Origin of the sequence: Burkholderia sp. B10, assembly GCF_004368385.1 — a bacterium.
GTDB lineage: Bacteria > Pseudomonadota > Gammaproteobacteria > Burkholderiales > Burkholderiaceae > Burkholderia > Burkholderia vietnamiensis.
Genome location: NZ_PQMX01000003.1, coordinates 46,010 through 58,581 on the forward strand (window position 1 = coordinate 46,010; position 12,572 = coordinate 58,581).

At 68.6% G+C, this 12,572-nt stretch carries 11 protein-coding genes; 7 read left to right on the forward strand and 4 right to left on the reverse strand.

What is annotated here, in order from left to right:
• Positions 1–31 precede the first annotated feature (31 nt).
• Positions 32–1,378 carry an MFS transporter gene (locus C3Y15_RS02325; protein WP_059494786.1) on the forward strand — a complete coding sequence of 449 codons (1,347 nt, stop codon included), beginning with the start codon at positions 32–34 and terminating at the stop codon, positions 1,376–1,378.
• 69 nt (positions 1,379–1,447) lie between these two features.
• On the opposite strand, the gene C3Y15_RS02330 is transcribed toward C3Y15_RS02325, so the two are convergent.
• The 4 genes from C3Y15_RS02330 to C3Y15_RS02345 form a co-directional block, all read right to left on the reverse strand.
• Positions 1,448–2,764, reverse strand: coding sequence for an MFS transporter (locus C3Y15_RS02330; RefSeq protein WP_011879753.1), 1,317 nt, complete (start codon positions 2,762–2,764; stop codon positions 1,448–1,450).
• Positions 2,765–2,829: 65 nt separating this feature from the next.
• Complete coding sequence (gene tcuB, locus C3Y15_RS02335; protein ID WP_124259723.1) at positions 2,830–4,047, reverse strand: tricarballylate utilization 4Fe-4S protein TcuB; 1,218 nt, start codon at positions 4,045–4,047, stop codon at positions 2,830–2,832.
• The gene (tcuA, locus tag C3Y15_RS02340; RefSeq protein ID WP_011879755.1) at positions 4,034–5,440 is read right to left on the reverse strand and encodes an FAD-dependent tricarballylate dehydrogenase TcuA; all 1,407 of its coding nucleotides are present in this window, start codon (positions 5,438–5,440) and stop codon (positions 4,034–4,036) included. The genes tcuB and tcuA overlap by 14 nt, the downstream gene beginning before the upstream one ends.
• A gap of 97 nt (positions 5,441–5,537) precedes the next feature.
• On the reverse strand, positions 5,538–6,461 hold the full coding sequence (locus tag C3Y15_RS02345) for a LysR substrate-binding domain-containing protein (protein WP_011879756.1): 924 nt from the start codon (positions 6,459–6,461) through the stop codon (positions 5,538–5,540).
• A 2-nt stretch (positions 6,462–6,463) separates the two neighbouring features.
• Between C3Y15_RS02345 and C3Y15_RS02350 the strand changes: the two genes are divergently transcribed.
• The 6 genes from C3Y15_RS02350 (at position 6,464) to C3Y15_RS02375 (ending at position 12,510) form a co-directional block, all read left to right on the forward strand.
• Positions 6,464–6,745, forward strand: coding sequence for a hypothetical protein (locus tag C3Y15_RS02350; RefSeq protein ID WP_124259724.1), 282 nt, complete (start codon positions 6,464–6,466; stop codon positions 6,743–6,745).
• 652 nt (positions 6,746–7,397) lie between these two features.
• Positions 7,398–8,924 (forward strand): mannose-1-phosphate guanylyltransferase/mannose-6-phosphate isomerase, encoded by a 1,527-nt coding sequence (locus C3Y15_RS02355; RefSeq protein ID WP_011879757.1) that lies wholly within the window; start codon positions 7,398–7,400, stop codon positions 8,922–8,924.
• A gap of 41 nt (positions 8,925–8,965) precedes the next feature.
• Positions 8,966–10,336, forward strand: coding sequence for an undecaprenyl-phosphate glucose phosphotransferase (locus C3Y15_RS02360; protein ID WP_059494815.1), 1,371 nt, complete (start codon positions 8,966–8,968; stop codon positions 10,334–10,336).
• Positions 10,337–10,344: 8 nt separating this feature from the next.
• The gene (locus tag C3Y15_RS02365; protein WP_011879759.1) at positions 10,345–10,797 is read left to right on the forward strand and encodes a protein-tyrosine-phosphatase; all 453 of its coding nucleotides are present in this window, start codon (positions 10,345–10,347) and stop codon (positions 10,795–10,797) included.
• The gene (locus C3Y15_RS02370; RefSeq protein ID WP_059494788.1) at positions 10,797–11,189 is read left to right on the forward strand and encodes a hypothetical protein; all 393 of its coding nucleotides are present in this window, start codon (positions 10,797–10,799) and stop codon (positions 11,187–11,189) included. The genes C3Y15_RS02365 and C3Y15_RS02370 overlap by 1 nt, the downstream gene beginning before the upstream one ends.
• Positions 11,190–11,307: 118 nt before the next feature.
• Entirely contained in the window at positions 11,308–12,510 is a 1,203-nt protein-coding gene (locus C3Y15_RS02375; RefSeq protein WP_059494789.1) for a polysaccharide biosynthesis/export family protein, read from the forward strand.
• Positions 12,511–12,572: the final 62 nt, after the last annotated feature.

Consider the following 12,572-nt stretch of genomic DNA (forward strand, 5'->3'; position numbering starts at 1 on the left):
AAGAAGACCTACACAATCAGGAGACGAACGGATGCCAACCATCACACAGACCGCGGCTGCGCCGGCCGCGCCCGACTTGTCCGAAGACGCCGTCTATCGCAGGGTGATGCGGCGCATCCTGCCCTTGCTGCTGCTGTGCTACGTCGTCGCGTATCTGGACCGCGTCAACGTGGGCTTCGCGAAGCTGCAGATGCTCGACGACCTGAGCCTGAGCGACGGCGTCTATGCGCTCGGCGCCAGCATCTTCTTCTGGGGCTATTTCCTGTTCGAGATGCCCAGCAACCTGCTGCTGCATCGCTACGGTGCGCGCTTCTGGATCGCGCGGATCATGATCACGTGGGGCATCGTGTCGTCGTCGATGGCGTTCATCGTGCCGCTCGCGCAGTTCTTCCACGTGCAGACGTCGACGATGTTCTACGCGCTGCGCTTCCTGCTCGGCCTGTGCGAAGCCGGCTTTTTCCCGGGCGTCATCCTGTACATGAACTACTGGTTCCCGGCGCGTCGCCAGAGCGTCGCGATGTCGGGCTTCCTGGTCGCGATTCCGCTGAGCCTGACGCTCGGCAGCGTGGTGTCCGGCTGGCTGATGGAGCAGACGCACGGGCTGTCGGGTATGAGCGGCTGGCAGTGGATGCTGCTGCTCGAGGGCCTGCCGTCGATCGTGGTCGCGTTCGTCGTGCTGGCATTCCTCGGCGACGGTCCGCAGTCGGCGAAATGGCTGTCCGCCGACGAGAAGGCGCTGCTCGCGCGCAACCTCGAACGCGAGGCCGCGCACAAGTCGCACCGTGTCGGCGTCGCGCTGCGCAGCCCGCGCGTGTGGCTGCTGACCTTCATCCTGCTCACGTTCAACACCGGCTTCTACGGGCTGGCGTTCTGGCTGCCGTCGATCATCCGCGCGTCCGGCGTGCGCAGCCCGCTGCATATCGGGCTGCTCACCGCGATTCCGTATCTGACGGCCATTTTCGCGATGCTGTGGAACGCATCGCACTCGCGCAAGACCGGCGAGCGCCGGCTGCATGCGGCGATTCCCGCGTTGATCGGCGGCGTCTGCCTGATCGCGAGCGCCGCGTGCGCGCAGAACGTGGCGCTGTCGATCGTGTTCCTGACCATCGCGACCTGCGCGATCCTCGCGCTGATGCCGATCTACTGGACGTTCCCCGGCCAGATCCTGTCGGGCACGGCGGCGGCCGCCGGCATCGCGCTGATCAATTCGGTGGGCAACCTGTCCGGCTTCACGGGCTCGATGATCACCGGCATCGCAAAGGAAATGACCGGCAACATCAACAACGGCACCTATGCGCTCGGTGCGTGCCTGCTGATCAGCTGCGTGCTGATCCTGTCGATTCCGCGCAGCATCCTGGTGCCGCCGGCCGAGCGGTAGCACGGCGTGGTCGCATGCGGCGCGGCGGGCGACCTGCCGTATTCCCGGCGCGCCGCCGCCCGACCACCCTCACGCAGGCGAAGCGGCGCGTTCGGCGGCGCCTCCGCTGCGATACAGCGCAAGCGTCGCGCACAGCCCGCAGCACGCGGCGAAACTGAGCCAGTAGCCGGGCGCCGCCTTGTCGCCGGTCAGCTCGATCAGATAGGTCGACACCGCGGGCGTGAAGCCGCCGAACACCGCGGTGGCGAGGCTGAACGCCAGCGAGAAGCCGGCCACCCGAACGTTGGCGGGCATGATTTCGGTGAGTGCGGCGACCATCGCGCCGTTGTACATGCCGAAGAAGAACGACAGCCATAACAGCACGGCCAGCATGCGGCCGAAGCTCGGTGCGCCGGCGAGCCACGCGAGCGCCGGGTACGACGTCGCGATCGCCAGGACCGTCACGGCGACGAGAATCGGCTTGCGGCCGATGCGGTCCGACAGCGCGCCGCCGACCGGCAGCCACACGAAATTCGACAGGCCGACGCACAACGTGACGATCAGGCTGTCGGCGGTGGAGAGCTTGAGAACCGCCTTGCCGAACGTCGGCGTGTAGACCGTGATCAGGTAGAACGTGGTCGTGGTCATTGCGACGAGCAGCATGCCGGCGAACACGGTCCGCCAGTTCTTCAGCATCGTCGCGAAGACTTCGCGCGCCCGCGGCCGGTGGGTGCGCGCGGTGAACTCTGCGGTTTCCTGCAGCGAGCGGCGCAGCAGGAAGATCGCCGGCACGATCGCGCAACCGATGAAGAACGGAATGCGCCAGCCCCATGCGCCGATCTCCTGGCTCGTCAGCAGATGATTGAGCAGATAGCCGATGGCCGCCGCGACGACGATCGCGACCTGCTGGCTCGCGGACTGCCAGCTCGTGTAGAAGCCCTTGTGGCCCGGCGTCGCCATTTCCGCCAGATAGACGGACACGCCGCCCAGTTCCGCGCCCGCGGAGAAGCCCTGCAGCAGCCGCCCGAGCAGCACCAGCACGGGCGCGGCGACGCCGATCGTCGCATAGCCCGGCACGCATGCGATGAGCACCGTCCCGCTCGCCATGATCGACAGCGTGACGATCAGGCCTTTGCGCCGTCCCACTTCGTCGATGTAGGCGCCGAGCACGATCGCGCCGAGCGGACGCATCAGGAAGCCGGCGCCGAATACGGCGAACGTCAGCAGCAGCGACGCGAATTCGCTCGCCGTCGGAAAGAAGACCCGCGAGATCGTGGTCGCGTAGAAGCCGAACAGGAAGAAGTCGAATTGCTCGAGAAAATTGCCGCTGGTCACGCGCAGGACCGCGCCGAGCTTCGACGGGCGGGCGGCGGCGCGAACCGGCGCGTCTGACGGTAAGCGATGCATGAGTTGTCTCCTATGGTGTGGTGGGCGGATCTGGCGCGATGCCGATCCGCCTCGCATGGCCCGGATCAGTCCGGGCTCGGTTGCCGGCGAGCGGCCTGCCGCTTCTCGATCGACGCCTTGAGCAGTGCGGCGCAGCGAAAGACGCCGTGCGCGAATTTTCCGTACGGCAACGTGACGAACAGCGCCATCACGATGCCGAGGTGGACGGCAAGCAGGCACGCCATCGCGCCGCTGTCACGCCACGCGAGCAGCGCCAGCCCCGAAGTGCTCACGAGCATCAGCAGCGCGATGAAGCCGCGATCCATCGGGCGCTGCTTCGGATCGGTCCGCGCCGGGTCGCGCCGCAGGTTGAGCCAGAGCAGGCCGGCCGGGCCGATCAGCAGGCCGATTCCGCCCGCCGTCCCGAGCAGCACGGGGACGCTCGCGAACGCATACGGCGCATGCAGGTTCAGCGCGTAGTGATAGAAGGTGGCCGTCACGGTGGCCGCGAAGCACAGCATGAAGCCGTAGAACGTGAAGTGATGGAAGCGGCGTCGCGCAAGCGTGAACGCATCGTCCGCCTCGTTGCAGCCGTCGCCGTGGCCGCCGCCGAGATAGGTCAGCGCGAGCGCGTGCTGCGCCGCTTCCGCCACGGCCGGGACGCTCGCCGTGCCGGCCGACACGTCGCGCCAGAACCGTTTCACGCCGTTGCCGAGCGCGAGCATCGCGAGGCCGAACACGCCGCCGAACATCGCCGCCAGCAGGTTGTGCGGAAACACCGCATAGAAGTTGCCGTGCGCCGCGCCGCTCAGCAGCGACCCGTTCAGCGCGGCGCCGAGTATCAGGAACAGCGCGAGCCCGACGGCGAGCGCGAGCGCGATGGTGAGTCCGTTGCGCTGATAGAGCTTGCCCATCGGCGCCGGCCACGCGTACTCGACGTAGGTATCGAAGCGGACCTGCGCCATCGCCTTCGGCACGTTGACGGCGAACGCGTGCGGCGGCGCGTACTGGCATGCGTGATAGCACGCGCCGCAGTTGTGGCACAGGTTCGCGAGGTAGTTGACGTCCGCCTTGGCGAACGCCATCCGGCGCGTCATGGCGGGGAAGACCGCGCAGAATCCCTCGCAATAGCGGCACGCATTGCAGATGCTCATCTGCCGCGCGACTTCGGCCTCGTTGTCGGTGACGGGCTGCAGGCGAATGACCGGCCGGCCGGCGGCGTGCGCGGCGGGTTCGGCGCGCTCGGTGCGAGCGACGCGCGCGGCCGGCGGCGCGTCGTGGATGCGTTCTTCAAGATTCTGCACGTTGAACTCCAGTCGATTGCGCGGCCTTCGCCGCCTGAGTGCCGGCGATACGTCCGAACGCGGTGCCGATCGACATGCCGACGCCGGCCGTATAGCCCTTGCCGAGCACGTTGCCGGCCATCATTTCGCCCGCGACGAACAGGTTGTCGCTCGGTTGCCCGCCGAAATGGACTTGTGCGCGCTCGTTGACCTTGAGCCCCAGGTACGTGAACGTGATGCCCGGTCGCAGCGCGTAGCCGAAGAACGGCGGGGTGTCGAGCGGGCGCGCCCAGTGGGTTTTCGCCGGCGTGAGCCCTTCGGTGCGGCAGTCGTCGAGCGTTGTGTGGTCGAAGGTGCCGCCGCGGCAGGCCGCGTTGTAGGCGTTCAGCGTGGCGACGAACGCGTGCTCGGGCAGCTTCAGGCCGCGCGCGAGTTCCGGCAGCGAATCGGCCCGGACGCCGGGAAACACCGGCGGCATGAAGCGTCCGAGCGCCTTTGCGTCGATGATCGAGTAGGCGATCTGGCCCGGCTGCCGCGCGACGAGCCGGCCCCAGATCGCATAGCGCTTCGGCCAGAAGTCTTCCCCTTCGTCATAGAAGCGCTCTGCGTCGCGGTTGACGACGACGCCCAGCGACACGCAGTCGATGCGCGTGCAGATGCCGCCGTCGTACAGCGGCGCGCGGGCGTCGATCGCGACGCAATGCGATTGTGACGGATCGCCGATCGCGTCCGCGCCGGCGTCGATCATGTAGCGCAGCAGCACGCCCTGATTGAAGCGCGTGCCGCGGATCAGGAAGTTGTCGGCGGGCCACTCGCCGCGCTCGTCTTGTCCCCACGCTTCGCGCAACCATGCGCGATTGGATTCGAAGCCGCCTGCCGCGAGCACGCAGCTGCGTGCCTCGAAGCGTTGCGCGCCGCTGCGCGCGGCCACGAAGCGCGTGCCGTCGAGCTCGATCGCGTCGACCGGCGTGTCGTAGCGGATCTGCACGCCGAGCGCTTCGGCGCTGCGGTAATAGGCGTTCACGAGCGCCTTGCCGCCGCCCATGAAGAAGGCGTTGGTGCGCGCGACGTGCAGCGCGCCGGACAGCGGCGGCTGAAAGCGCACGCCATGCGCCTGCATCCACGGACGACAGGTCGACGACGCGCGGATCACGAGCCGCGCCAGCGCCTCGTCGGTGATGCCGCCGGTCACCTTCAGCAGGTCCTGCCAGTATTCCTCTTCGGGATAGGCGCCGATCAGCACGTCCTGCGGCGCGTCGTGCATGCAACGCAGATTGCGGGTGTGCTGCGAGTTGCCGCCGCGCCATTCGCGCGGGGCCGATTCGAGCAGCAGCACCGAAGCGCCTGCTTCGCGCGCCATCAGCGCGGCGCAGAGCGCGGCATTGCCGCCGCCGATCACGAGTACGTCGACCATCTGAGTTGTCTCCTTTGAGACGCGACTCTACGGATCGACGCGACACGCCGCCATCACGCGGACGGCAACACGTCTTCAGTTTTCGTGAAGGGAAGGGCTACGTGCGCAGCGTGGCGCCCGGCCAGCGGCCGGCCGCGACGATTTCGCGCGCCACGTCGGCGAGTACGACGCGCGCGGCCAGCCCGGCCGGCGACAGCTCGTCGTCGGACACGCTCGCGATCAGGTTGGGCCGCGTCGCATGTGCGTCGGCAATCGGAACGCTCGCGAGCGCCGCATTCTCGAGCCGCGCGAGCGCCGCGCCCGGCTGGATGGTCGCGCCGAGGCCGCCGCGCACCGCGTCCATCAGCATCGCGAGGCCGTCGACTTCGGCGGTGATGTGCGGCGTAAAGCCGGTGCGCGCGAACGCGGCATCGAGCAGCGCGCGCAAGCCATGCGGGCCGCTGGGCAGGATCAGCGGCAGCGCGCCGAGCTGCGCGAGACCCACGGGCGACCCTTCGGGCATGCCGGGCTGGCCGGCGCAGCCGATCACGAACAGATGCTCGTCGAGCAGCGGCATGACGCTCCAGCGCTGCGCGGGCTCCTCGCGGAACAGCACGGCCAGGTCGATCTGCCGCGCGCTCAGCATCGCGCCGAGGTAGCCGGACAGGCTCTCGACCATGCGCAGCCGCACCTCGGGATAGCGCTGCCGCATCGCCTTCATGAACGCGAGGCCGAGCACGCCCGTGGTGCTCGGCGCGAGCCCCACGCTGACGTGCCCGGACAGGCGCGCCTGACGGGCGGCGAGCGCCGCATCGTCGATGTGGCGCAACGCGAGCTGCGCCTGTCGCCAGAAGGCGAGCCCCGCGTCGGTCGGCACGACGCCCGTGGAGGTTCGCTGCAGCAGGCGCGTGGACAACTCGCTCTCGAGCCGGCTGATCTGCTGGCTCAGCGCCGACGTCACGACGCCGAGCTCCAGCGCCGCCTTGCCCATGCTGCCGTGCTCGACCACGCAGACGAAATAGCGCAGTTGCCTGAGTTCCATCGATGCCTCGAATTGATGCGACGGCGACATTGTCGCAGCCGACGCGCGATGCGTCGCGGGAATCGCTTTCCGATCGCCACCGGATCGCTACCGGATCGCCGGTGCGCATGAACGTCGCGACTCGAATCCCGCAGCGGAGCGGTTCTCTTTTTGTCGTTATTCGCATGCGCTCAAGCGCGCATCGATTCATGGATGAACCGCGCCGCGCTATTGCGATATTCGATTATTCATGGATGAAACGGGCGAATGATTTGCTCGCGCAGAAAATCGCCCGCCGCGTGTGATCTCGCAATCCGTAACGTATCTGCGTTACGGCGTGTCGTTACGTAACGGCCGAGAACGAGGCATTCGCGCAAACGTTACACTGGCCTGTTTCGATTTATTCAGATTATTGGCCCGCACACCTAGGTCATTGGTTTATCGATGGTTTTCCGCGCTGCAGCATCAGAATGCGCAGCGGTGGCACGGAACCTGCGTTAAATGCCCCGTGCCGCAGTAGTTAATACCATAACGTTAGACCAACCATGAATTACACAAGCATTCCGATCACCGGCCGCGCCGTGGGGGCAAGGCGGCCGGGGCTGGGCCTTCAATCGACGGAGCAGGTCCGCTCGCGCGTCCGTTGCGGATTGCTGCGGCACGGCATGTCCGTCGCCCCATTTCGTGTTACCGAGCCGTTTTCCGCGCCTGCACATAACGGTGCGATACGCGCTTTCGAGCAGGCTGCAGTGCGTTCAACGTCCGCATGGCCCTCGCGAATCGTGGCGTGGGTCCGCTAGTCGCGAATTCGATTTCATAAGGGCATTCGAATTAATTGATTGGTTCGCGCGAATGAATCGCATTCGCGGCGAATGTGCGATGCATCGGGATACCGAGGGCTTAACGCGTCCGGCATTTCCGTGCATGCGAAAACAGCTTGCATTGAGGAGCGCAAAAATGGGCGAACTCGCTTCCATCGGTAATGCGCGCATTGCCGATTCGGATCTGCACGAACCCGGCCGCGGCGGCGCCGCCGCCGCGGTCGTGCCGGTGATCCTGGCCGGCGGCGCGGGCACGCGGCTGTGGCCGATGTCGCGCGAGCAGCATCCGAAGCAGCTGACGCAGCTCGTCGGCGACGAATCGTTGCTGGAATCGACGCTGCGTCGCGTGCGCGGTCTGTCCGCGACCTTCGAGCTGGCCGCTGCGCAGGTGGTGTGCGGCGACGCGCATCGGCACATCACGGTGCGCCAGCTCGCGGCGAGCGAGCTGCGCGCGCAGGTGATCGTCGAGCCGGCGCGGCGCGACACGGCGCCCGCCATGACGCTCGCGGCCGAACTTGCGCGCGTGCGGCACGGCGATGCGGTGCTGGCGGTGATGCCGGCCGATCACGCGATCGCCGATACGGCCGCGTTCGAGCGCGCGATGGAGACGGCGTTGCGCTACGCGCAGCTCGGTTGCCTCGCGACGCTCGGCGTGCGGCCGACGCATGCCGATTCGGGCTTCGGCTATCTGCGCACCGGCATGCCGGTGGCGCTGGACGGCGCCGCGGGCGCGTTCGCGCTCGATGCGTTCGTCGAGAAGCCCGCGCCGGAAATCGCCGCGCATTACGTCGCGTCCGGGTCGCACTGGTGGAACAGCGGGATCTACGTCGTGCGCGCCAGCGTGTGGCTGCGTGCGATCGCCGCGCTTGCGCCGGAGATTCATCACGCGTGCGTCGCCGCGATCCGCGACGGCGCCGCCGCGGCGGACTGCTTCCATCCGGCCGCGCAGCCGTTCGCCGCGTGTCCGTCGAACTCGATCGACTACGCGGTGATGGAGCGGCTCTCGTCGCTCGCCGAACCGCCGGCGGCCGTCGCGGTGCCGCTCGACGCCGGCTGGTCCGATCTCGGTTCGTGGGACGCCGTGTGGGCCGCGCTCGACAAGGACGCGAACGGCAACGCCGGACGCGGGCGCGTGATGTTCGAGGACGCAGCCGCGTGCTACGCGCATTCCGAGGGCCGGCTCGTCGCGTGCGTCGGCGTCAGCAACGTGGCGGTGGTCGAGACGCCCGATGCGGTGCTGGTGGTGAACCGCGAGCAGGTTCAGGGCGTCAAGTCGCTGGTGGCACGGATCAAGGCCGAACGCGGCGCGGAAGCCGACACGCATCGGCTGGTGCGGCGTCCGTGGGGCTGTTACGACTCGGTCGATCGCGGCGAGCGCTTTCAGGTGAAGCGGATCGTCGTCGATCCGGGCGCGCGTCTGTCGTTGCAGATGCATCACCATCGCGCCGAACACTGGACCGTCGTGAAAGGCACCGCGGCCGTCACGCGCGGCGACGAGCAGTTCCTGCTCGGCGAGAACGAATCGATGTACATCCCGATGGGCGTGCGCCACCGGCTCGAAAACCCGGGGCGGCTGCCGCTGGAAATCATCGAAGTGCAGACCGGCAGCTATCTCGGCGAAGACGACATCGTCCGCTTCGACGACGCCTACGGACGCGTGTGACCGCGATTGCGGCGCGCTCGTGCGCCGCGTGGAGAAAGCCCATGTTTGGAGTTCAGTCGATGGTGGCGCGCGTGCTCGACGCGGTGGTCGTGGTGGCCGCGGCGGCCGTCGCGTCGCATGTGCGCTTCGCCGATGACCCGCTCGGCCGATCCGACGCGATGGTCGTGCCGTTCGTCGTGATGCTGACGCTCGCCGTGTTTCCAGCCTTGCAGGTGTATCAGTCGTGGCGCGGGCGCTCGTGGATCGCGATGATCAGCCGCATCAGCGCCGCGTGGATCGCGGTGCAGGCCTGCAACCTGGTGCTGCTGTTCGCGCTGCATCGGGCCGATCAGGTGTCGCGCCTGTGGTTCGCGTACTGGACCGGCATCGCCGGATGTGGATTCATCGCGATGCGCATGCTCGCGTATGCGATGCTCGCGCGCGTCAGGCATGCGGGCCTGAACCTGCGCAAGGTGGCGATCGTCGGCAGCGGCGCCTATGCGGTGCGCGTGATCGAGACGCTCGCGCTGTCGCCCGCGAGCGGCTTTCGCCCGGTGCTGTTCCACGATCCGGCCGGCGCGTCCAACGGCGTGCTTCCGGCGATCACCGACTTCGCCGCGTTCGCCGCGGCCGTGCGCGCCGAAGCGGCCACCGAAATCTGGCTCGCCGTGCCGATCTGCGAGGAGCGCACGATCCGGCGCGTGTTGAAGGCGTTCGGCGACGACCTCGTCAACATCCGCTTCATGCCGGACATGCGCAGCATTGCGTGGCTCGGCGGCACGATGATGGATCTGGTCGGGATGCCCGCGATCAATCTGGTCGCGTCGCCGATGTCGCATCGCGCGCTGCTGCAGAAGGCGCTGTTCGACCGCGTGTTCGCGGCGGCGGCGCTCGTCGCGATCGCGCCGCTGCTCGGCGCGATCGCCGTCGCGGTGAAGCTGTCGTCGCCGGGCCCGGTGCTGTTTACGCAGTATCGGAAAGGCGCGGACGGCCGCGTCTTCCGCATCTACAAGTTCCGCACCATGCGCGTACACGCCGACCCGGCCGGCGTCGTGCGTCAGGCCACGCGCGGCGATGCGCGCATCACGCGGGTCGGCGCATTCCTGCGCCGCACGAGCCTCGACGAACTGCCGCAGTTCTTCAACGTGCTGCGCGGCGACATGTCGGTCGTCGGGCCGCGGCCGCATGCGATCGAGCACGACGATCTGTACCGGCCGCTCGTCGACGGCTACATCCATCGCTACCGGATCAAGCCCGGTATCACCGGCTGGGCGCAGGTCAACGGCTATCGCGGCGAAACCGACCAACTCGACAAGATGGTCGGGCGCGTCCAGCACGACCTCTATTACCTGCGCAACTGGTCCTTCGGGCTCGACATGCGAATCGTCGCGGCCACGGTGCTGAAGGGCTTCGTGCATCCGAACGCGTACTGAGGCTGCCCATGATCGAACGCATTCTGATCGTTTGCGACGGCAACGCGTGCCGCAGCCCGATGGCGAGCGCGATGCTCGCGCGGGCGCTGCCGTTCATCCAGGTGCGCAGCGCGGGACTGATCGCGCTGGCCGGGCGGCCCGCCGCGCAGGCCGCGATCGACGCGATGCGCGCGCGTGGCTTCGACCTCACGCCGCATATCGCGCAGCCCGTGCATCTGGGCCACGTGCGCGCCTCGCAGCTGATTCTCGCGATGACGCTCGTCCAGTGCCGCGAAATCGAACGCCGCTATCCGTTTGCGCGCGGCCGCGTGTTCCAGCTCGACCACGCGACCAAGCGCGATATCGAGGATCCGGTCGGCAAGTCGGCGGACGTGTTCGACGCCGTGGCCGCCCATATCGAGCGCGCGGTCGCGCAGTGGATCGCACGCATTCCGGCCGCCGCCGCACATGGAGGCGCGTGATGCGACGGCGCGCGCTGCGGTTCGCGATGCTCGCGTGCGCGATCGGCGCAGCGGCGCCGCACGGCGGTGCGTGTGCGGCCGCTGCGCTGACGGTGTCCGCGCGTGGGCTCGCCGGCCTCGCGAACGTCGCGCCGTCGCGCGCGGATGGCGCGCGTGGCGCGCGTGCAAAGCCGGCGGCCGCGTCCGGCGTTGCCGTGCCGGCAGCCGGCGATTACGCGCTGCTGCCGATCGAGCGGCGCATGCGTGCGTTCTCGCTCGACGCGCCCGACCTGCCGGGCGTGCCGCGCGCCGGCCACGCGCGCCGCGTCGCGGTTCCGACTCGCGGCGCGCAGGACGGTGCGCGCGACGACTGGCCCGGCCTCGCGCCACCGTGGGCTCGCTCGCCATGGTGACCGACCGCAACGCATGCGAGCGGCGCGCACGGACGCTCGCCGTCGCGCAACGAAACGAGAGCCGCCGTGCGCCTGCTGCCGCGACGGACGCAACGACAGCCCGACATACGAGGCCGCAATGAATCGAGCATCAGACGTTGTATCGACCGCAGGCCGTTGGGGCCGCCGAGGCCGACCGGGCCGTTGGGGCCGCGCGCTGGCGCCGCTCGCGCTGTCCGTTGTCGTGGCCGGCTGCGCGGTCGCACCGGGCATGCGGATGAACGACGCGCCGGCCCTTCAGCTGAGCAGTGCGCGCAACGGCGAGCCGGCGCGGGCGCTCGACGTGCCGATCCGCGAGATCGACGTCGACCTGCTGCAGCGGATGCGCGACGGCGACGGCGGCGACGCCGGCGACCGGTCGGCGAACGTCGATGCGCTGCTGGCCGAGCGTGGGAAGGGCGGTTACCGCATCGGCGCGGGCGACGTGCTGCAGATCACGGTGTGGGACCACCCGGAGCTGTCCGCGGCGGCGCCGACCACCCAGACGTCGTCGACGCAACGGCCGAGCGACCCGGTCGGTGGCTTCGTCGTCGACGAGAACGGCAGCGTGCAGTTTCCGTATGTCGGCACGCTCGCGGTTACAGGCAGGACGACGACCGAGGTGCGCGATGCGTTCCGCGTCGCGCTCGCGAAAACGTTCCGCGATCCGCAGGTCACCGTGCGCGTCACGTCGTACCGCAGCCAGCAGGTCTACGTCGAAGGCGAGGTGCGCAATCCCGGCAACCAGCCGATCAACGACGTGCCGATGACGCTCATCGAGGCGCTCGATCGTGCGGGCGGCCTGCAGCCCACCGCCGACCGCAGCCGGATCGAGCTGCTGCGCGGCGACGCGCGCTACGTGCTCGACCTGTCGCGGCTCGTCGCGCGGCGGATCGACCCGGCGCGCATCCTGCTGCGCAATCGCGACGTGCTGCGCGTGCAGTCGCGCGAGGACAGCGGCGCATACGTGATGGGCGAGGTCACGAAGCCGACGCTCGCGCTACCGCTGCGCGACGGGTCGCTCACGCTCGGCGACGCGTTGCAGCAGGCCGGCAGCTTCAACAGCGGCACGGCCGACACCGCGCAGGTGTACGTGATCCGCGCGCGCGGCTCGCGTACGCCGGACGTGTTCCATCTCGACGCGAAGTCGCCGGTCGCGATGGTCCTCGCGAACGACTTCAGGCTCGCGCCGAAGGACGTCGTCTATGTCGACGGCAACGGCCTCGTGCGCTTCAGCCGCGTGCTGTCGCTGCTGCTGCCCGCGATCAATGCCGGCATGACCGGCGCGCTTGTCGCGAAATGAGCGCCCGCCGCGTCGCAGCGACCGCGCCGTAACCCCGCCGTAACTCGATAGACACTGGATTC

Bases quoted from the DNA above. Each gene is read 5' to 3' on its own strand.
- C3Y15_RS02325 (WP_059494786.1), top strand. From the start codon at position 32: ATGCCAACCATCACACAGACCGCGGCTGCGCCGGCCGCGCCCGACTTG.
- C3Y15_RS02330 (WP_011879753.1), bottom strand. From the start codon at position 2,764: ATGCATCGCTTACCGTCAGACGCGCCGGTTCGCGCCGCCGCCCGCCCG.
- tcuA (WP_011879755.1), bottom strand. From the start codon at position 5,440: ATGGTCGACGTACTCGTGATCGGCGGCGGCAATGCCGCGCTCTGCGCC.
- C3Y15_RS02345 (WP_011879756.1), bottom strand. From the start codon at position 6,461: ATGGAACTCAGGCAACTGCGCTATTTCGTCTGCGTGGTCGAGCACGGC.
- C3Y15_RS02350 (WP_124259724.1), top strand. From the start codon at position 6,464: ATGCCTCGAATTGATGCGACGGCGACATTGTCGCAGCCGACGCGCGAT.
- C3Y15_RS02355 (WP_011879757.1), top strand. From the start codon at position 7,398: ATGGGCGAACTCGCTTCCATCGGTAATGCGCGCATTGCCGATTCGGAT.
- C3Y15_RS02360 (WP_059494815.1), top strand. From the start codon at position 8,966: ATGTTTGGAGTTCAGTCGATGGTGGCGCGCGTGCTCGACGCGGTGGTC.
- C3Y15_RS02365 (WP_011879759.1), top strand. From the start codon at position 10,345: ATGATCGAACGCATTCTGATCGTTTGCGACGGCAACGCGTGCCGCAGC.
- C3Y15_RS02370 (WP_059494788.1), top strand. From the start codon at position 10,797: ATGCGACGGCGCGCGCTGCGGTTCGCGATGCTCGCGTGCGCGATCGGC.
- C3Y15_RS02375 (WP_059494789.1), top strand. From the start codon at position 11,308: ATGAATCGAGCATCAGACGTTGTATCGACCGCAGGCCGTTGGGGCCGC.